General features: G+C 65.2%; 18 protein-coding genes. 4 read left to right on the plus strand and 14 right to left on the minus strand.

The features are described from left to right. Nucleotides 1-8: 8 nt before the first annotated feature. The 3 genes from ACMGF8_RS21540 to ACMGF8_RS21550 all read right to left on the minus strand — a co-directional run bounded on the left by ACMGF8_RS21540 (nt 9) and on the right by ACMGF8_RS21550 (nt 3,000). On the minus strand, nt 9-680 hold the full coding sequence (locus tag ACMGF8_RS21540; RefSeq protein WP_416757061.1) for a DUF3313 domain-containing protein: 672 nt from the start codon (nt 678-680) through the stop codon (nt 9-11). Nucleotides 681-835: 155 nt separating this feature from the next. Further along, nucleotides 836-1,330 (minus strand): DUF934 domain-containing protein, encoded by a 495-nt coding sequence (locus ACMGF8_RS21545; RefSeq protein WP_102863419.1) that lies wholly within the window; start codon nt 1,328-1,330, stop codon nt 836-838. Then, a complete protein-coding gene (locus tag ACMGF8_RS21550; RefSeq protein ID WP_102863418.1) occupies nt 1,327-3,000 on the minus strand; it encodes a nitrite/sulfite reductase in 1,674 nt (557 codons plus the stop codon). The genes ACMGF8_RS21545 and ACMGF8_RS21550 overlap by 4 nt, the downstream gene beginning before the upstream one ends. A gap of 273 nt (nt 3,001-3,273) precedes the next feature. On the opposite strand from ACMGF8_RS21550, the gene ccoN reads away from it, so the two are divergent. Both ccoN and ACMGF8_RS21560 read left to right on the plus strand, forming a co-directional pair. Beyond that, a complete protein-coding gene (gene ccoN, locus ACMGF8_RS21555) occupies nt 3,274-4,701 on the plus strand; it encodes a cytochrome-c oxidase, cbb3-type subunit I (protein WP_102863417.1) in 1,428 nt (475 codons plus the stop codon). Between the two features lie 58 nt (nt 4,702-4,759). Then, nucleotides 4,760-4,978: a CcoQ/FixQ family Cbb3-type cytochrome c oxidase assembly chaperone gene (locus ACMGF8_RS21560; protein WP_102863416.1), complete on the plus strand. Its 219-nt coding sequence runs from the start codon at nt 4,760-4,762 to the stop codon at nt 4,976-4,978. 198 nt (nt 4,979-5,176) lie between these two features. Here ACMGF8_RS21560 and ACMGF8_RS21565 read toward each other — a convergent pair whose 3' ends face one another. Next, nucleotides 5,177-5,668: a hypothetical protein gene (locus tag ACMGF8_RS21565; RefSeq protein ID WP_250330591.1), complete on the minus strand. Its 492-nt coding sequence runs from the start codon at nt 5,666-5,668 to the stop codon at nt 5,177-5,179. Nucleotides 5,669-5,824: 156 nt separating this feature from the next. After that, nucleotides 5,825-6,631 carry a helix-turn-helix domain-containing protein gene (locus ACMGF8_RS21570; protein ID WP_250330592.1) on the minus strand — a complete coding sequence of 269 codons (807 nt, stop codon included), beginning with the start codon at nt 6,629-6,631 and terminating at the stop codon, nt 5,825-5,827. A 78-nt stretch (nt 6,632-6,709) separates the two neighbouring features. Here ACMGF8_RS21570 and ACMGF8_RS21575 point away from each other — a divergent pair, with 78 nt between their 5' ends. Beyond that, on the plus strand, nt 6,710-7,402 hold the full coding sequence (locus ACMGF8_RS21575) for an aspartate/glutamate racemase family protein (protein ID WP_250330593.1): 693 nt from the start codon (nt 6,710-6,712) through the stop codon (nt 7,400-7,402). A 133-nt stretch (nt 7,403-7,535) separates the two neighbouring features. Here ACMGF8_RS21575 and ACMGF8_RS21580 read toward each other — a convergent pair whose 3' ends face one another. Then, nucleotides 7,536-8,048 carry a GNAT family N-acetyltransferase gene (locus ACMGF8_RS21580; RefSeq protein ID WP_102863412.1) on the minus strand — a complete coding sequence of 171 codons (513 nt, stop codon included), beginning with the start codon at nt 8,046-8,048 and terminating at the stop codon, nt 7,536-7,538. Between the two features lie 162 nt (nt 8,049-8,210). Here ACMGF8_RS21580 and ACMGF8_RS21585 point away from each other — a divergent pair, with 162 nt between their 5' ends. Further along, complete coding sequence (locus ACMGF8_RS21585; protein WP_250330594.1) at nt 8,211-8,549, plus strand: hypothetical protein; 339 nt, start codon at nt 8,211-8,213, stop codon at nt 8,547-8,549. Nucleotides 8,550-8,615: 66 nt separating this feature from the next. Here ACMGF8_RS21585 and ACMGF8_RS21590 read toward each other — a convergent pair whose 3' ends face one another. The 8 genes from ACMGF8_RS21590 to ACMGF8_RS21625 all read right to left on the minus strand — a co-directional run bounded on the left by ACMGF8_RS21590 (nt 8,616) and on the right by ACMGF8_RS21625 (nt 16,592). Further along, a complete protein-coding gene (locus tag ACMGF8_RS21590) occupies nt 8,616-9,593 on the minus strand; it encodes a LysR family transcriptional regulator (protein WP_102863410.1) in 978 nt (325 codons plus the stop codon). A 171-nt stretch (nt 9,594-9,764) separates the two neighbouring features. Beyond that, complete coding sequence (locus ACMGF8_RS21595; RefSeq protein ID WP_250330595.1) at nt 9,765-10,718, minus strand: peptidylprolyl isomerase; 954 nt, start codon at nt 10,716-10,718, stop codon at nt 9,765-9,767. Then, complete coding sequence (locus ACMGF8_RS21600) at nt 10,715-11,200, minus strand: YbjN domain-containing protein (RefSeq protein ID WP_102863584.1); 486 nt, start codon at nt 11,198-11,200, stop codon at nt 10,715-10,717. Before ACMGF8_RS21600 ends, ACMGF8_RS21595 begins: the two co-directional genes overlap by 4 nt. Nucleotides 11,201-11,220: 20 nt before the next feature. Then, nucleotides 11,221-11,868 carry a DNA repair protein gene (locus tag ACMGF8_RS21605; protein ID WP_207165947.1) on the minus strand — a complete coding sequence of 216 codons (648 nt, stop codon included), beginning with the start codon at nt 11,866-11,868 and terminating at the stop codon, nt 11,221-11,223. Between the two features lie 17 nt (nt 11,869-11,885). Further along, nucleotides 11,886-13,577: a putative porin gene (locus tag ACMGF8_RS21610; protein WP_102863407.1), complete on the minus strand. Its 1,692-nt coding sequence runs from the start codon at nt 13,575-13,577 to the stop codon at nt 11,886-11,888. 40 nt (nt 13,578-13,617) lie between these two features. Further along, the gene (locus ACMGF8_RS21615) at nt 13,618-14,334 is read right to left on the minus strand and encodes an energy transducer TonB family protein (protein ID WP_115580153.1); all 717 of its coding nucleotides are present in this window, start codon (nt 14,332-14,334) and stop codon (nt 13,618-13,620) included. 3 nt (nt 14,335-14,337) lie between these two features. Continuing rightward, entirely contained in the window at nt 14,338-14,763 is a 426-nt protein-coding gene (locus tag ACMGF8_RS21620) for an ExbD/TolR family protein (RefSeq protein ID WP_011061113.1), read from the minus strand. Between the two features lie 11 nt (nt 14,764-14,774). Then, entirely contained in the window at nt 14,775-16,592 is a 1,818-nt protein-coding gene (locus ACMGF8_RS21625) for a DUF2341 domain-containing protein (protein ID WP_207165950.1), read from the minus strand. Nucleotides 16,593-16,599 lie beyond the last annotated feature (7 nt).

Here is a 16,599-nt window from a genome sequence, read left to right on the forward strand (position 1 = left end):
GTCAGGCCCTAACGCCCCTTGAACTTGACGAAAGACTGGTGGAAGTCAGCCGCCCAACCGTCGATGACGTTCTTCACGTCATCGGCCTTCATCACTTGCGTGTCGTTTTCCAGGGGCTTGCCAGTGCCCTTGCGCACCACCTGGGCAATGACCTTGCCGCTGCTGCCATCGAGAAACACGGCCTCGGTGCCCAGCGTGGTTTGCTGGTCGCGAATTCCGCTGGCGGTGCTGACCGCCGCTGCCACCAGGGCCACAGGAATGATTTCATAAGGCTTCAGGCCTTCGGTTTTACTGCTGACCGCCGTGATTGCCGCCCGCACCACCAGCACCCCCGACCCGGGGCCTTGAGCCAGGGGCAGGCTGCGCGCCGCCTCACGCCTGAGGGCCTGGTCGTAGTACTGATTGATACCGTCGAGGGTGCTCTGGGGAATCTTCGCCGTGGCTTGTGGCTGCGGATAGAACTGGGTGGGTTCGATGTAGATCGACCGGTACCGGCCTACATCCAGCTTGGGATCGATCCAGCGCATCACCTCCACCCCGGAGGGCGACTTGGCCTCCTTGAGTCGGCTGTAATCCTGGAGAAACCCGGAGTATTCGTCGGGCTGGGTCACGTTGCTGGAGCAGCCGACCATGGCCAAAGAGGCAAGGCACGCCGTGCCGATCATCAATGCAAGTTTCATGGGTAACTCCTGTAGGTGAAACAGCCAGGAACTGGCCAGGGGAGTTACAGGTATAGCCAAAGGATGGTTGCCGAGCAGGGTGTTTTCAGGATGAAAGGCCACCAGGGACCCCGACAAACATCATCTTCGGGGTCCCGTTGCTGGCACGCCGGCGGTTACCTGCGGCGGAACAGCGGCCGGGGTTCGATCACTGAGCGGCCATAGAGCACGCTCATGCCCACCAGCCCCTTGAGGGCGTCCTGGGCGCATTTGTCTTCGCGCACGGCAAAGCTGTCGAAGCCGCACTGGCGCATATGGCTCAGTTGATCGCGCAGCACGTCGCCAATGGCCCGCAACTCGCCCATCCAGCCCAGGCGGGTACGCAGCAGGTAGGCCTGGCTGTAGCCCCGGCCATCACGAAAGCTGGGGAAGTCCACGGCAATCAGCGGGATCAGCTTGAGCCAGGGCTTGAGGCTTTCCACTTCGTCATCCGGGCCGATCCACACGCCGTCCCGGGCCGGGTGATGCTCGATGCGACGCATCAGCCACAGGGCCAGGGGCAGGATCAGCGGCCCGTCGGGCAGCGTATCGTCAACCCCGCGCACCAGGCTCCAGGCATCGTCCTCGACCAATTGGGCTTCGCCCTCGCACAGCCGCAGCAGATTGTTCATGCCAGCGCCTCCAGGGCCTTGGGATAGACCCGCTCCTTGAACGGCTCCAGGCCGATGCGCTGCAGGGTCTCGACGAAGGGTTCGTCGCTTTCCCGGTAGCGCACGAAGGTGGCGATGATGCGCTCGATCACTTCGGGGATTTCCTCGGCGCTGAAGGACGGCCCGATCACCTTGCCCAGGGCGCTGTCACGGCCCTTGGCGCCACCCAGGGTGACCTGGAACCACTCGCTGCCGTTCTTGTCGACCCCGAGAATGCCGATATTGCCGATGTGGTGGTGGCCGCAAGCGTTCATGCAGCCGGAGATGTTCAGGCTGATATCCCCCAGGTCGTGGAGGTAGTCCAGGTCCTCGAAGCGCTGCTGGATGGCCAGGGTAATCGGCAGCGACCGGGCGTTGGCCAGGGCACAGAAGTCGCCGCCCGGGCAGGCGATGATGTCGGTCAGCAAGCCCGCGTTGGCGGTGCCCAGGCCATGCTCAGAGGCACACTGCCAAAGCTCGAACAGCTGCGACTTGGGCACATCCGGCAGGACGATGTTCTGTTCATGGGCAATACGAATCTCGCCGAAGCCGAAACGCTCGGACCAGTCGGCCACCGCCTCCATCTGCTGACCGGTGACGTCCCCCGGCGGCGAGCTTGGCCCCGGTTTGGTGGACAGCACCACGCAGGTGTAACCCGGCACCTTGTGCGGGTGCACATTGCGCGCCACCCAGCGGGCGAAGGCCGGGGACTCGGCCAGGTGGCTGCCGTAATCCAGATCGGTGTCCGCCAGGCGCTCGTAGATCGGCGGCACAAAGGCACTGGCGACCCGTTGGTACTCCTCGTCGGTGAGCTGCGCCGGACCATCCTTGAGGTGCTGCCACTCCTCCTCCACTTCCTTGGCGAAGGCCTCGATGCCCAGGGCCTTGACCAGGATCTTGATCCGCGCCTTGTACTTGTTGTCACGCCGGCCATAGCGGTTGTAGACCCGCAGCACCGCCTCGACGTAGGACAGCAGGTGCTGCCAGGGCAGCCCGTCACGAATCTGCAGGCCAAGGATCGGCGTGCGCCCCAGGCCCCCGCCGACGATCACGCGCAAAAGCATTTCGCCGCTGCGGGCACGATAAAGATACAGGCCGATGTCATGCATCATGATCGCCGCGCGGTCCTGCCTGGCCGAGCAGATGGCGATCTTGAACTTGCGCGGCAGGAACAGGAATTCCGGGTTGATGGTGGACCACTGGCGCAGGATCTCCGCCAGGGGGCGTGGGTCCAGGTACTCATCGGCGGCGACCCCGGCAAAGGCCTCGGTGGTGATGTTGCGCACGCAGTTGCCGGAGGTCTGGATGGCGTGCATCTCCACCTCGGCCAGGCGCTGCAGGATGTCCGGCACCTGGGCCAGCTCGATCCAGTTGAACTGCAGGTTCTGCCGAGTGGTGAAGTGACCGTAGCCGCGGTCGAAGTCCCGGGCGATGCTGGCCAGGGTGCGCATCTGCCGGGCGCTCAGGGTGCCGTAGGGAATCGCCACCCGCAGCATGTAGGCGTGCTTCTGCATATACAGGCCGTTCTGCAGGCGCAGGGGCAGGAACTCCTCCTCGCTCAGTTGGCCGCCCATGAAGCGCTCGACCTGATCACGAAACTGCGCCACCCGCTCAAAGACCAGGGCCCGGTCATAGTCGTCGTACTGATACATGTGCCTACCTCATCCTCATCGGTGCTGGTCGTGCTCGAAACGGCGCGTATTGTGAGGGGGCGACTATGCGCGTACGGCGCAGAACGTTACAGATTCAGGTAAAAACTAAAAAACCATATCAGCCGCCACCATAGTGCCGTGGACATGAGATAAATCTGATCCGTATTAATGCAGTTTTTCTGAGCCTGTTTTGTTTCCCCGCTGATTCCTACAGTGCACCCCGTGCCAGACCGGGTGGCCTGGCAAGACTTTGCAACCGTGGAAGCATTGACCATGAACTCAGCAACAATCGGACAGGCCTACAACTACAAGGTGGTTCGCCAATTCGTCGTCGCAACCGTGGTATGGGGCGTGATCGGCATGGCCATGGGGGTGTGGATCGCCTCGCAACTGGTGTGGCCGGAGATGAACCTCGATCTGCCCTGGAGCACCTTCGGCCGCCTGCGGCCGCTGCACACCAGCCTGGTGATCTTCGGCTTTGCCGGCAGCGCCCAGTTCGCCGCCAGCTATTACGCCGTACAGCGTACCTGCCAGGTGCGGCTGTACTCCGACACCCTGGCCGCCTTCACCTTCTGGGGCTGGCAGTCGGTGATCGTGATCATGCTGATCACCCTGCCCCTGGGCTACACCACCACCAAGGAATACGCCGAGATCGAATTCGCCGGCGCGGTGTGGATGGCGGTGGTCTGGGTGGCCTATGCCATCGTCTTCTTCACCACCGTGGTAAGGCGCAAGAGCCAGCACATTTATGTCGGCAACTGGTTCTTCGGTGCCTTCATCCTGGTGATCGCCATGCTTCATGTGGTCAACCACCTGTCGATCCCGGTGGACTGGTTCAAGTCCTACCCGGTGTATTCCGGGGCCACCGACGCCATGGTCCAGTGGTGGTACGGGCACAACGCCGTGGGCTTCTTCCTGACCACCGGCTTTCTCGGGATGATGTACTACTTCGTGCCCAAGCAAGTGGGACGCCCGGTGTACTCCTATCGTCTGTCCATCGTGCACTTCTGGGCGCTGATCACCCTGTACATCTGGGCCGGCCCGCACCACTTGCACTACACCGCCCTGCCAGACTGGGCGCAGTCCCTGGGCATGGCCATGTCGCTGATCCTCCTGGCCCCCAGCTGGGGCGGCATGATCAACGGCATGATGACCCTCTCGGGCGCCTGGCATAAGCTGCGCACCGACCCGATCCTGCGCTTTCTGGTGCTGTCCCTGGCGTTCTACGGCATGTCGACCTTCGAAGGCCCGATGATGGCGATCAAGACCGTCAACGCCCTGTCCCACTACACCGACTGGACCATCGGCCACGTGCACGCCGGGGCCCTGGGCTGGGTGGCCATGATCACCTTCGGTGCGATCTACCACATGGTGCCCAAGGTCTTCGGCCGCGAGCAGATGTACAGCGTGCCGCTGATCAACCTGCACTTCTGGCTGGCCACCATCGGCACCGTGCTCTACATCGCTTCGATGTGGGTCAACGGCATCACCCAGGGCCTGATGTGGCGCGCGGTCAACGAAGACGGCACCCTCACCTACTCCTTCGTCGAGGCCCTGGTGGCCAGCCATCCGGGGTTCGTGGTGCGCTTTGCCGGTGGCGTGTTCTTCCTCAGTGGCATGCTGCTGATGGCCTACAACACCTGGCGCACGGTACGCGTGGCCGATGAAGAACTGGCCCTGAGCGACGCACAGATCGCCTGAGCCAGTTATTGCCCGCCGGTCCCAGTGACCGGCGGCTTTTTTAGGGAGCCGGATGGCGATGGATATTCTGTTCAATCTGCTGGGGGTGGCGTTTCTCTACCTCAGCATCGAGTACTGCCTGCGCCACCAGAGCGCCAAGAGCCTGGATGACGCCAGCCTGATTCCCTTTGCCGACGACCCCGACGTAGCGCATCGCGTGGAAGTGGCCACCGGCAAGAAGATCAATGCCGTGGCGCCGGAAGAGCCCAAGCCGGGGTGGATCAACCTGGACATGTAACGCACTCCGTAGGAGCCGGCTTGCCGGCAAAGAGGCCCGCAAGCCTTGTACATGGCCAGAGGCCGCTTTCGCTGGCAAGCCAGCGCCTACAGTTGCCGGTGCTGCGTGTTGCCCCATAAGAGCCGGCCTGCCGGCGAAGGGGCCCGCAAGACCTGCACATGGCCGGCGCTCGCTTTCGCCGGCAAGCCAGCGCCTACATCAGGCGCGCTCGCGGGGGATCAGGCTCTGCAATTGGGCCGCCAGGAAGTTGCCGTCGAAAACGAAGGTGTCGGGGTCCTTGAGGCCGTTGGTCTTGCGCCATTGCCAGGCGCCGCTGGCCTCGCCCACCAGGGAAACACTGCCCAGGCGCGCCGCCGTCAGGCCGATCACCGCCAGGGAAATCTGCCCATTAGGGCCCATCACATCCGGGACGAACTCCACGGGTTTGCCAGCGATGACAATGGTCAGCTTCTCGCTGTTAAAGGTGGAACTCTCCACCGGCAATGCCGGGCTGAAGGCCACATAAGGCTCACGGTGCAGCTCCAGCAGATCCGGCAGCAGCACCGGTGCCAGCCACTGTTCAATGTGCCCGAACAGCTCATGAATACGCCGGGCCCAAACCACCGACTGGCTGTCGAACAGCTGCTTCTTGTGGGCTTCGCTGGCGGCGTAGTGGCGGAGCATCTCGCCCAGTTGCTGGATATCGTCCATTGCGGTGTGTCCCTGGCATCGACCTTTGGGAACTGCAGGTCGCCGGTCTTGATCATGGCAGATGCCGGTCCCCGGCGTTGGGGTGTTTACCCCAGGGCCAACCCATTCCTCTAGCCGCTGGCTCCGACCTTGCCCCGCCATGTCGCTGCGGACCGTTTACTGCCCGCGGCTGGGAGACCGGACAGGTACAGGGAGACAGGAGTGAAAACGCAGCCGGTACTGGCGCGGGGTCAGGCCGAGGCTTTTGCGCAAGGCGCTGCCCAGGTGCGATTGGTGGGCAAAGCCGCTGTCGTGGGCAATGGCCGCCAGGGGCAGGTCCGTGCGCTCCAGCAAGCGCCGGGCTGCCTGCAGCCGCACCTCGGTGATCCAGGCATGGGGCGTCATGCCGACGGCGCGGTGAAAGTCCCGCAGCAGTCGCAGTTCGTTGTGACCGTAAGTGAGTGCCAATTGCGCCAGGGACAAGGGCTGGGCGTACTGGTCGGCCATCTGCTCCAGCACCTGCCCCAGCCGTGGTAACGGCGCCGTGGCAATGTGGCGGGACTGGGACAGACCGACAAAGGCCAGGGCACAGTGCTCCAGGGCCAACTCATCGATGACAGGCGCCAACAGCAGGCGCCGGGCTTCACGCCCCAGGGCCAGGGCCTGGGCATGCCCCGAACGCTGCAGGCGGCGCTCGCCGGGGATCAGCGGCGTCTGCTCCTGCCAGCGCGCCAGCAGGTATTCGCCGCCACGGGCAGATTCGGAGAACACCTCAACGCCCTTGGGCGTCAAGGCCAGGGTGCCGGGCCAGGTGTCGAAATCCTCGCGCCGATCGGAATCGATGGCATGCACCCCGCGCTGGCGTTCCAGGGTCACACCCAGGGTCTGCCACTGCGCCGGATCGCGCGCGCTGTAGGCGGCTGCGGGCAACAGTTGCAGAAGCAGCCGACCGCCCAGCAGGCGGTGTTCGAGGACCTCGGGCATGTGAAATTTCCTGATAGATCGCCAGCTCAGGCGAGACGAAACTGAAGCTCACTCACCCACACCACAGAGGAGTTGCCCATGCGCACCATCGGCCTGATCGGCGGCATGAGCTGGGAGTCCAGCGCCGAATACTACCGCCTGATCAATCAGCAGGTTCGCGATCAATTGGGGCCGCTGCGCTCGGCGCGGTTGCTAATGTACAGCGTCGACTTCGGGCCTGTCGAACAGGCCCAGCACGCCGGGCGCTGGGATGAAGCGGCGCGGATTCTGATAGACGCCGCCCAGCGATTGCAGGCCGGCGGCGCCGAGTGCCTGGTGCTCTGTACCAACACCATGCACAAGGTGGCCGAGCAGATTCAGGCGGCCACGGCCGTGCCCTTCCTGCATATCGCCGACCCAACGGCCCAGGCCGCGCTGGCGGCCGGCACCCTGAACGTCGGGCTGCTGGGCACCGCCTTCACCATGGAACAGGAGTTCCTCAAGAGCCGCCTGAGCCAACAAGGACTGAATGTGCTGGTGCCCGATGCGCAGGAGCGCCAGGCGGTGCACCGGATCATCTACGAGGAATTGTGCGTGGGGATCATCAGCGACGCGTCGCGCCGGGTGTACCAGCAAGTGATCGAATCACTCAGGGCCCGTGGTGCCCAGGCCATCATCCTCGGCTGCACGGAAATCGGCCTGCTGCTCAAGCCCGAGCACAGCCCCCTACCCCTGCTCGACACCACCGAATTACATGCCCGGGCGGCGGTGGATTTTGCTTTGCTGGAGTGAACCTCAAGGCCCGCAGGGCCTTGCTTGGCGATCGCCTGTCAATCTTGGGCGGCCTCAAGATCCCTGCGTCTCCTGCATCGGAATGCCGCCCAAGCCGTTCGCAGCCTGCGGCAGCGGCTACACAAGCCCGGCCTCAACGACGCAGCCGGGCCATGCTCAGCACGTCGACGTATTGTCCGCCACGGATGGCGTAGTCCCGCAGCTGGCCTTCGGTTTCAAAGCCGAACTTCTGGTACAGGCCAATGGCCGGCTGGTTATCGGCATACACCGTGAGTTCGACCCGGCGCAGGTTCATCCAGTTATCCGCCACCTCCAGCACCGCCGCCAGCAGACGGCTGCCGACGCCCTGGCGCTGCCAGGAGGGGGCAACCCCCATGCCAACCTCGGCGCAGTGGGCCCGGCGCACACGCCTCACCTGCATCAGGCTGCAATTGCCGATCACCATGCCCTGGTGCAGCGCCACCAAGGCAACCAGCCCCTCGTTGTCCTGCCCCTGCGTTACACGCTTGCGCCACAACTCGCGGGACTGATAAGGCAGTTGCAGGGTCTGGGCCGCCACGCTGGGTTCGCTGTACAGCGCGGTCAGGCCGTCGATATGGGATTCGTTGCAACGCTCGATAACGATAGTGGGATTGGCGTTAGGCATGGCCGGTCTTCCTTGAAGTGGAAATGGCCATCGAGTGTAAGGGCATGAATGCGACTCTGGCGAGGCACTCAAGCGCAGAGCGGCACAGGCCTCAGAAACCATTGCCCTACAGCTCGGGCGACTGACTGTGCTGGCGACACAGATCCTCGGCAAAGCGACGCCATGGAACAAGCCCTGCTTGTAGCTCGTGGCACTCCCCGGGCTGAAGCGGCGGCGATCGTAGAAGCACGCAAACAACTGCAAGACGCCTACCGGGGCGATCCTGGTGTCAACCCGGCGCCAGGGGTATGGATCAACCCAGAGGGCGAGGACCTTGAGGGTGACGTGCCGGTAAACCGGCAGGAGGCCATCAAAGCCAACGCTATCGCCAAAGACCTGCTCGGCGACGAGTTCAGTACCGACACCCAGTGGAACATCGCCCACTTCCCCGACAAGAAGACCAGCACCGCCGAAGTACAAGACGACTGGGAGGATCTGATGATCCCTGACACCAAGGCATGAGCCTGAGTGCCCGGTCCGGACAGCGCCAAGCGTTCGGACCGGGCCACCCCTACGGGGCGGCGCGCCTCAAGCAAACCAATCCTCACGCTCGCTGAAGGTGTTGAGGATCAGCTCCACCAGTTGCTGCACCTGTTCCTCATGCTGCACCTGGGCATTCACCGCCAGCCAGGCCCGGCGCTGCATGGGCTCGCTGAACAACCCCGGCAAGGCAGTCAGGCCGCGGTCGAAATGGCTGATGTACTGAGGCAGCAAGCCGATGCAGGCGCTGCAGCGGATCATCTCCAGCATCAGTTCATAGACATGGACGTGCACCACCCCTGCCAGGCGTTGTTCCACCAGGCTGTTCCAGGGCCGGAACGGCTCTACCTGAGAGTCGTGCTGCCACTGCACCAGCATGTAGTCGGCCAGGTCGTCGAGGCTGTCGGGACGGGCCGCCACCCGGGAGTAGCGCTTGGCGATATGTGGCAGGTAGTCGATGCGCGCCAGGGGCAGCGGCTCGCGGGTGGCGAAACTGGGCCCCGGCAGCGGTGAGTCTTCGGCCGCCAGCCACAGCACCAGATCGGCGCTCAGGGCTTGCAGGGACAGGTCGCTGTCGATGGAAATGATCTCCAGGCGGGCGCTGGCATTGCGCCGCAGCAAGGCGATCAGGTCGCGACCGAGAATGTCGTGGAGAAGGGTTTGCGCCACGGCAACCCGAATCAACGGCTGCTCGATCACCGGCAGCCGCCGCTGGTGGGCCAGGGCAATCAGTTGTGCCTGCAGTTGCAGGCCCTCGCGGCTCAGGCTCAAGGCACTCCCCTGATAGCAGAACAGTGAACGGCGCAGGTGCTCTTCCAGCAAGGCCAGTTGCTTGCGCAACAGCGTGGCCTTGATGTTCAGGCTGCGGGCTGCCTGCATGAAGCAACCGCAGCGGGCACTGACCAGGAAATACTGGGCGACCTCAGGATCGACCCCGGCGGCCAGGGCCAGCCAGGCTTCCCGGGGTTCCTGGGGCGCAACGTAGGGTGCGACACCCTGGTGTGGAGCGGGTTCGAGAAATGACATTGGTGACTCCCTGTCTTGTTGAGTGTTGCTTCCTTGGCGGGCGGCGGGGACCGTGAGACCGCCTTCGCTGGCAAGCCAGCGCCTACGGTTGCCGGGCCTGCGTGTTGCCCCGTAGGAGACGGCTTGCCGGCGAAGAGGCCCGTGAGGTCACCTTCGCTGGCAAGCCGGCGCCTACAACGTGTCCTCCAGGACCTGATTCAGTACGGCGCCGTCAATGCTCAGGGTCGCGGTGTTGAGCATGCCTTCCAAATAGGCCTTGGCGATCTGCTCCTGGCGCTGGGCGCGCAGAGCCTGGGTCAGGCGCTCGCGCAGCTCATCCAGGCTGGCGGTTCGCGCCGGCTGCTGTTCGGTGAGCTTAAGCACATGGAAACCCGCCGCGCTCTGCACCACCTCCGAAACGCCACCGACCTTGAGCCGGGCCACCGCGCTGCGCACTTCCGGCACCAGTTGCTGCAAGGGTTGCAGCCCCGCGTCGCCGCCGCGCTGGGCGCTGCCCGAGTCCTGGGAATACTGCGCCGCCAAGGCGGCAAACTCCCCCGGCGCGGCCTGGGCCTTGCGGCTCAGCTCCTGGGCCTGGCGCCGTACCTGATCGACAGCCTGCGGGTCGGCGACGGCGAGGAAGATCTGGCTGACCCGGTACAGCGGCGGGGTCAGCCACGCCGACTTGCCGCTGTCATAGGCCTGCTGCAGTTCGGCGGCGCTGGGGTAGTCCGCCGGCACCTGGCTGACCGACTGCAGGTAGTCGCGAAACACGATCTGCTCGGTGGCGGCGCGGGTCTGCTGCTCCACCTCCGGGCGCTGGCGCCAGCCCTGGGCATCGGCCTGTTCCAGCACGGCCTTTTCCGCCAAGCGCGAACGTATCCAGGCTTCCAGGGCCGGGCGGTTGCCGCGCAATTGCCCCCGGGACTCCTCGGGCAGGCTGGCGAACAGCGCCTTGAGTTCCTCGGCCGCCACCTGCTGGTTGCCCAGGCGCGCCACCGCCGGCGTGCTCGCCGATTGCTGCAACACGGCCGGTGCCGGCTGCTGCGCCGCCACCGGGTCGTTACCCGGGCGCAGGGCCAGCCCCAGCGCCAGGCCGAGCAGGGTCAGTGCCCCGGCACCGACCACCAGGGTCGGCTTTTTCACAGGCTGGCCACCTCTTCCTGGGGTTGGCTTTGTGGCGCCTGGGGCTGCTCGGCCTGGGCCTGCAACTGGGCCGCCTGCTGGCTGTATTCGCGCAGGTAGACGATGAACTCCTGCAACAGCCGGTCCCAGAGCTCCAGCTGGCTGCGCAGGTGAGTCTCGCCGACCCCGGCCACCACCACGTCCATCTCCATCACCAGGAACTCGCCCTGCAGCGACAGCCGGGCAAAGCGCCGCGAGGCGTTCCACAGCTCCGCCAGCCCCGCCGGCAATTCGCCCTGCACCCGCAGGGCGCAACTGTAGGTGAAGTCCACATAGTGCCCGGCCTCGCTGCCCGGGTTGCCGAAACGCACGGCGTAGCCGATGCCCTGGCTGGCGCTGAGCAGTTGCACGATGCCGTTCTGTTCGGTCTGGTTGACCCGGTAGCCGGCGCCTTGCAGCAGGTCGGTGAGGCTGTCGGTGGTGACGCTGGTAATCAAAGTCATGGTCATCTCTTCCCTGGTGATCAGTGGGTGCTCGCCGCCTGCGGGGCGTCGAACTGGGTCTGGTAAAGCTCGTCGCCAAAACCCTGGGCCAGTTCCTCGAACTTGACCCGGGCGCTGCCGGCGAAGGGCTGGCGGATTTTCACCAGCTCAGCCACATCGATCTTTTCGTAGGCCGCCAGGATCTGTTTGGCGATGCCGTACATCTGTTGATTCTTGACCGCGCATTGCTGCACTTGTGTGTCACGTTCGCTCAATTGCGCCTGCAATTTCGCCCGCTCGGCTTCCTTGCCCCGGGCCAACACCAGCAAGTCCTCGTAGGCTTTCTTGAACTTGCCCAACTGCTCGCTGCTGGCCGCCGCCTGGGCTTGGGCCTGGCTTTGCAGGTTCTGCTGCTGGCCGGCCAGTTGCTCGGCCACGCCGCGGGTCTTGGCCAGCTCGGCGCTCAGTTGCTTGACCTCGGCCTGGGCTTGCTTGGCCGCGTTCTCGGCGGCGATCCGCGCCGCCGCGGCCTGGGCCTGCTCGCTTTGCAAGGCCTGCAACTGCTGGGTGGTGCTGCGCAACTGGGTGCGCAGGCGCTCCTCCATGCCTTCGGCGCTAGCGCTGGCGCTGGCCAGCACGCCCCAGGCCACTAACAGGCTGACCGCCCCTGCCCTCGCTCGGCTGTTCATAACCTTCCTCCTGATGCTTAGAAGCGCGTATTGAGTTCAAGCTGCATGACGTCGACTTCATAGCGCGGCCCGTAGACTTCCGAGGCGCTCATGTAGCGGGCCGTGGCGTAGATGTTCTTGTCGATGCCGTAGTTGCCGCCGACGAAATAGCCCTTGGCGTTGGTGCCGCCCAGATGGAACGAGGAATCGTTGAAGCCGTCGGGCAAGGCGTCGGGCTGGATGTACTTGTAGCCAGCCAGCAGGTTCCAATCGCCGGACTTCTTCATCTCCAGGGCGTTGCCCAGGGTGAACTGCACCAGCAGCGCATTGCCGCCACTTTCGAACTGGCCGTTGCGGTTGATGTTATTGACGATCTCGCCCTCGCTGCGCTTGAGCATCTCGCCCTTGTCGTAGGCCAGGTTGCGGATGAAGTTGGTCTGGCTGCGCAGGCGCAGGTCGTCCGGCAGCTCGGTGTCCCAGGCCAGGTTCAGGTCGAGCACGTCGAACTTGGAGGCCAGGCCGACGAACTGCGGCTGCGGGGTCAGGCCCGGGGTGGCCGGGTTGGGGGTGATGTCGCGCAGCAGGAACACGCTGTTGCCCTTCTGCATGAAGGCCACCCGCGAGCCGTCAGTGTCGCAGCCCGGGGCCCCGGCCCAAGGCGCGCATGGGCTGGAGCGCTGGCCTTCGATGTCGTCGAAGCGGTAGTAGGCCAAGGCGCCCTTGAGGCTGTTGCTGCGGTTGATCTTCCAGTTGGCGCCAATCTGCCCGCCGAACAGCCACTTGGTGTCGCTCTCGTTCTTGTCGAAGCCGTTGCTGGTGGCGGTGTCGTTGGTGTACTCCACCGGGAAGGCGCCGAGGGTGCCGAACAGGCCCCAGTCGCTGCCCAGCTTGTGGTTGAAGATCGCCGCCACGCCGTCGAAGTTCAGGTCGTTGGAATACAGCATGTCGGTGGAATAGAACGGGTTGGCGATCCGCCCGCCAGTCAGGGTCAGGTCCTGGGTGGCCTTCCAGGTCAGGTAGCCCTGGTCGAGCCAGATGTCCTTCTTGCCGAAGCCGCCGCCCAGGGTCTGGGTGGTGGACACCGGGTTGTTGTCCGAGCCGGTGCCGATGCGGATGCCGGCGGTCCATTCCGGCGAGATCACCGCCTTCATGCCCAGGCGCGCCCGCAGGCGGAACAGGTTGTCGCGGTCCTCGCGGCTGTTGAGCAGCGGCGGCAGCTTGCTGTTGGTGTCCTTGTTGACGTCGTAGGGGCCGTTGTCGTTGAGCTTGGCGTAGTCGACGAGCTCGTTGCTGTTGTTGTCGGCAAAGAACCGCGACTCCTGGCGCAGGCGGATGTCACCGTCAAAGCTGATGCGCGAGACCCAGTCCGGGAAGGTGTTGGGCTGGGCCCAGTTTTCCTGCTTGGCGGTGGCCATGACCTCGGCCTTGACCTGATCGCGGATCTGCTCGCGGACGATGGCCGGCACATATTGCACCCGCACATCACCGGGCGCCGCAGCGGGGCCGGTAGCGGCCACAGCGGTGGCGGCGCGGGCCTGCTGGGCCTCTTTCTCGGCCTGGGCAATCAGCCCGTCGGCCTGCTCCTGCTTCAATACCCCCTGCTGCACCAACAGACGGATCAGGTTGATCGTGGCGTTCTCCGAAGGCGCGGCGGCAGCCGCGGCCTGTCCGGCCAGGGTCAGGGCGACCATGCCGAGCGCCAGGGTCAATCGATTCACGGTGGAAATCATCTGCACACAACTCCTGTAGAAACTGCAAATAGGGGTTCGCTCATTCCGGACGCCGGCCCTTGAGGGACAGGCGCACCGGCAAGGTCAGGGAGGCCGGCATGCGCTCTTTCAGGCGCGGCGTGGCCCGCAGCGCCGCCAGCACCTGCTGGTCGGTCTCGGGATTGCCGCTGGAGCCGGCCAGTTCGGCGCGGGTCACTTGGCCGTCGGCGCCGAGCCACAGGTCCACCTGCAGCGCATAGGCCTTCTTGCGCAGCTCCGGGTCCTCGCGCAGCGCGCGCTGGAAGGTCGCCGCCAGGTACTGCTTGTAGGTGCCGGTGCCCAGCCCGCCACCACCGGCGCCGGCCATGCCGCCGCCCTTGCCGGCGCCGACGTTGAAGCCGTCGTTGCCGGCCTGGGCATCGCCGTCGATCTGCATCGGGTTGGCCAGATCGTCCGCCGGCGAGGGCGGTGCTTCTTCCTCGGGCTTGACCTCCTCGGGGGTGGGCGTAGGTTCGGGTTCCGGGATCTTTTCCTCCACCGGCTCCGGCTCCTTGGGTTTCTCCGGAGGCGGCGGTGGGGGTGGTGGCGGAGGCGGCAGCGGGATGATGGTCGGCACCTTCGGTGCTTCCCGACGCACCCCGGCCATGTCATTGGCCCACTGCCACAAAAACCAGGCGGCCACGGCCCCCAGCAGCAATCCGGCGCCCCACTTCAGCAGGCGCACGGCTCGCGGTTTGTTCTGCACCGGAGGCAGTTCGATGGGTTGTTGTGCGGTCATGGCTCAGCCCTGGCTCGGTTTGCCGGTGACCAGGCCGACCTGGGACAACTCCAGGCGGCGCAGCAGGTCGAGGACTTCGATGACCTTCTGGTACTGCACCGTGGCATCGCCACGGACGATGATCGGGAAGTCCGGGTTCTGCGCCTTCTCGATGCGCAGGCGCTCTTCCAGCTCGCCCAGGGTCACCGGGTAGGCGTCGAGGAACACCTGGCCGCCGTCGTTCACCGAAATGGCCTTGGTCTTGGCCTCGGACAGCGACACCGAGGCGCTGGCCTTGGGCAGGTGGATCTGGATGCCCGAAACCTGGGCGGTGGCGGTGAGGATGAACATCACCAGCACCACCATCAGCACGTCCACCAGGGGCGTGATGTTGATGCTGTCGACGGCGGCATCGTCTTCGTCGTCATGGGAAGCGTTCACGGAAGCCATGGCAGTTCTCCTCAGGCCGGAACCGACGCGTTGCTGTGACTGACCCGCCAGTGGGCGTTCTCGCTGTGCTGGCTCTCGCCATGCAGCTCCGCCAGCCGGGTGATGAACTCGTCGACGAACACCCGCATGTCGGCGCCGACTTCCTTGTTGCGGGTGATCAGGCGGTTGTAGCCAAACAGCGCCGGGATCGCGACGAACAGGCCCATGGCGGTGGCCAGCAAGGCCGCGGCCATGCCCGGGGCGATGGCGTTGATGTTGACGTCACCGGCCATGGCGGTGCCGAGGAACACCACCATGATCCCCAGCACCGTGCCCAACAGGCCGATGTAGGGGCCGCCGGCAATGGCGTTGGACAGGGTCGAGAGCTTGGAACTCAGCTGCTGGTTTTCCCGGGTGCGCACCCCGTCCATGGAGCAGCGGATGGCCTCGATGGTGGCCGCCGACACCGAGGAGGTGTCGGCGCCCTGCTCGCGGCGGGTGCGGATCTCTTTCACCGCCACCAGGTACAGGCGCCACAGCGAGGAATGCTCCAGGCGGCTGGCCAGGACCTGGTCGTCGGCGAACATCTCCAGACGCGTGCCGACCTTGGCGAACTGCTCGCGGAACAGCGCATTGGCGGCGCTGACCCGGCCGACCATGCGGTTCTTGCGCAGCATGATCACCCAGGACTGGATCATCATCCCCACCAGCACCAGGATGATCACCCAGGCATCCACCGGCACCGCCTTGAGCAGGAAGCCCAGGCTGCCGAAACCAAAACCCGACTGTTCTTCATCGACGCCATAAGCCACCAGCTTCGACTCGGCGCCCTGGGCGCTGGCATCAGCCAGGATCAGCGCCGCCGGACGCGCCACCTTGGACAGGCGCAGCTCGTCCAGGGCCCCGGTGAACGGCAGGAAATGGCTGGCCTCGGCGCCAGCGGCGGGCGGCAGGTCGGCACCGATGGCCAACGGCGAATTGAAGGTCGGAATGGCCTGGGCCAGGCTCGCGGTTTCGCGGCCGTTGACGTACAGCGCCAGGCGGCTGCCCTCGCCGCTCAGGGCCAGGTGCTGCCACTGCCCCGGGTTCAGCGGCTGGGTGGAGGCGGCGCGCTGGCCGTCCACTTCGACGAAGGGCAGGCCCTGGTTGATGCCGATCAGCAGGCTGCCGGCGCCTTCGCGGCGGGCCAGCAGCAGTTGCTCACCGCTGGCCTGATCCAGGCGCACCCAGGCGCTGAAGGTGAAGGCGCCGCCGGCGTTGTGCTGCAGCGACGGGCTGGCCGGCAGCAACAGCGGCTGGCCGCTGAACTGCAAGGCGCGGCCGATGACCCCGTCAATCGCCGCGCCGGTGGCGTTCTGCGCGGTGTTGCCGTAGGCGGAGGTGTCTTTGGCCGGGGTGCCGTTGCTGCCGTCGAAGTGGTAGATGGCGGTGTAGCTGGGGTCGAAGGTCAGCTGACCATTGGCGGTGCTCGGGGCCTTCTGGTTGCCGTAGTACATCCAGATGTCCTGGCGCTGGCCGCCTTCGACCTTGGGCACATCGACCCAGATCAGCGCCATGCCCATCAGCGGGTCGAAGCTTTCGATCTGGTGGTTGAGCAGGGTCTTGTCATCGGCGGCGACAAAGCGCAGGTCGGCGCCGTCTTCCTTGACCCCGTCGAAGGTGAAGTTGCCGGTGTGCAGGCGCACCAGCAGCGCGGTGCGGCCCAGGGCCTCGTTGATGGCCGCGCCCTGGGGCGTGGTGTCCACGCTGATCTGCTTGCGGTAATGCCAGTCGTCCTGCCACCAGGCATGGGCCGTGGCCGGGAGCACGAAGCCCAGGCAGATCAACAGGCTCAGGAATAAGCGTTGCATGGGAAGG

The sequence above is a fragment of the Pseudomonas sp. BNK-7 genome (assembly GCF_048072025.1).
Classification (GTDB): Bacteria; Pseudomonadota; Gammaproteobacteria; order Pseudomonadales; family Pseudomonadaceae; genus Aquipseudomonas; species Aquipseudomonas danubii.

Bases quoted from the DNA above. Each gene is read 5' to 3' on its own strand.
- ACMGF8_RS21540 (WP_416757061.1), bottom strand. From the start codon at position 680: ATGAAACTTGCATTGATGATCGGCACGGCGTGCCTTGCCTCTTTGGCC.
- ACMGF8_RS21545 (WP_102863419.1), bottom strand. From the start codon at position 1,330: ATGAACAATCTGCTGCGGCTGTGCGAGGGCGAAGCCCAATTGGTCGAG.
- ACMGF8_RS21550 (WP_102863418.1), bottom strand. From the start codon at position 3,000: ATGTATCAGTACGACGACTATGACCGGGCCCTGGTCTTTGAGCGGGTG.
- ccoN (WP_102863417.1), top strand. From the start codon at position 3,274: ATGAACTCAGCAACAATCGGACAGGCCTACAACTACAAGGTGGTTCGC.
- ACMGF8_RS21560 (WP_102863416.1), top strand. From the start codon at position 4,760: ATGGATATTCTGTTCAATCTGCTGGGGGTGGCGTTTCTCTACCTCAGC.
- ACMGF8_RS21565 (WP_250330591.1), bottom strand. From the start codon at position 5,668: ATGGACGATATCCAGCAACTGGGCGAGATGCTCCGCCACTACGCCGCC.
- ACMGF8_RS21570 (WP_250330592.1), bottom strand. From the start codon at position 6,631: ATGCCCGAGGTCCTCGAACACCGCCTGCTGGGCGGTCGGCTGCTTCTG.
- ACMGF8_RS21575 (WP_250330593.1), top strand. From the start codon at position 6,710: ATGCGCACCATCGGCCTGATCGGCGGCATGAGCTGGGAGTCCAGCGCC.
- ACMGF8_RS21580 (WP_102863412.1), bottom strand. From the start codon at position 8,048: ATGCCTAACGCCAATCCCACTATCGTTATCGAGCGTTGCAACGAATCC.
- ACMGF8_RS21585 (WP_250330594.1), top strand. From the start codon at position 8,211: ATGGAACAAGCCCTGCTTGTAGCTCGTGGCACTCCCCGGGCTGAAGCG.
- ACMGF8_RS21590 (WP_102863410.1), bottom strand. From the start codon at position 9,593: ATGTCATTTCTCGAACCCGCTCCACACCAGGGTGTCGCACCCTACGTT.
- ACMGF8_RS21600 (WP_102863584.1), bottom strand. From the start codon at position 11,200: ATGACTTTGATTACCAGCGTCACCACCGACAGCCTCACCGACCTGCTG.
- ACMGF8_RS21605 (WP_207165947.1), bottom strand. From the start codon at position 11,868: ATGAACAGCCGAGCGAGGGCAGGGGCGGTCAGCCTGTTAGTGGCCTGG.
- ACMGF8_RS21610 (WP_102863407.1), bottom strand. From the start codon at position 13,577: ATGATTTCCACCGTGAATCGATTGACCCTGGCGCTCGGCATGGTCGCC.
- ACMGF8_RS21615 (WP_115580153.1), bottom strand. From the start codon at position 14,334: ATGACCGCACAACAACCCATCGAACTGCCTCCGGTGCAGAACAAACCG.
- ACMGF8_RS21620 (WP_011061113.1), bottom strand. From the start codon at position 14,763: ATGGCTTCCGTGAACGCTTCCCATGACGACGAAGACGATGCCGCCGTC.
- ACMGF8_RS21625 (WP_207165950.1), bottom strand. From the start codon at position 16,592: ATGCAACGCTTATTCCTGAGCCTGTTGATCTGCCTGGGCTTCGTGCTC.